The 264-nt window shown below is 60.6% G+C and carries 1 pseudogene; it reads right to left on the bottom strand.

The window, feature by feature from the left end:
- Positions 1–264 (bottom strand): annotated as a pseudogene (locus BST14_RS28705) (PIN domain-containing protein); the annotation flags it as partial.

Consider the following 264-nt stretch of genomic DNA (forward strand, 5'->3'; position numbering starts at 1 on the left):
CAAACTCATCGGGGTGCTGCGATTCGATGCCGTACGGAGCCAGCAGATCGTTCGGGAAATCACGTTCGTTGAACGTCACAATCACGCTCGCACCGCAGCGAATCGCCGCAGCCAGGACGTGCCGATCATTCGGATCGGGTAATGTCAGGCCTGCCACGAGCGCTTCGTAGCCCTCCACCAAGCCGTCCGGAATGGCCCTGTCCATGAGATCCGACGTCCTGTCGACCTGAACCCGGGTGAGATCGGGGCGGTTGATCAACAGGT

It is taken from the genome of Mycobacterium arosiense ATCC BAA-1401 = DSM 45069, assembly GCF_002086125.1.
Classification (GTDB): domain Bacteria; phylum Actinomycetota; class Actinomycetes; order Mycobacteriales; family Mycobacteriaceae; genus Mycobacterium; species Mycobacterium arosiense.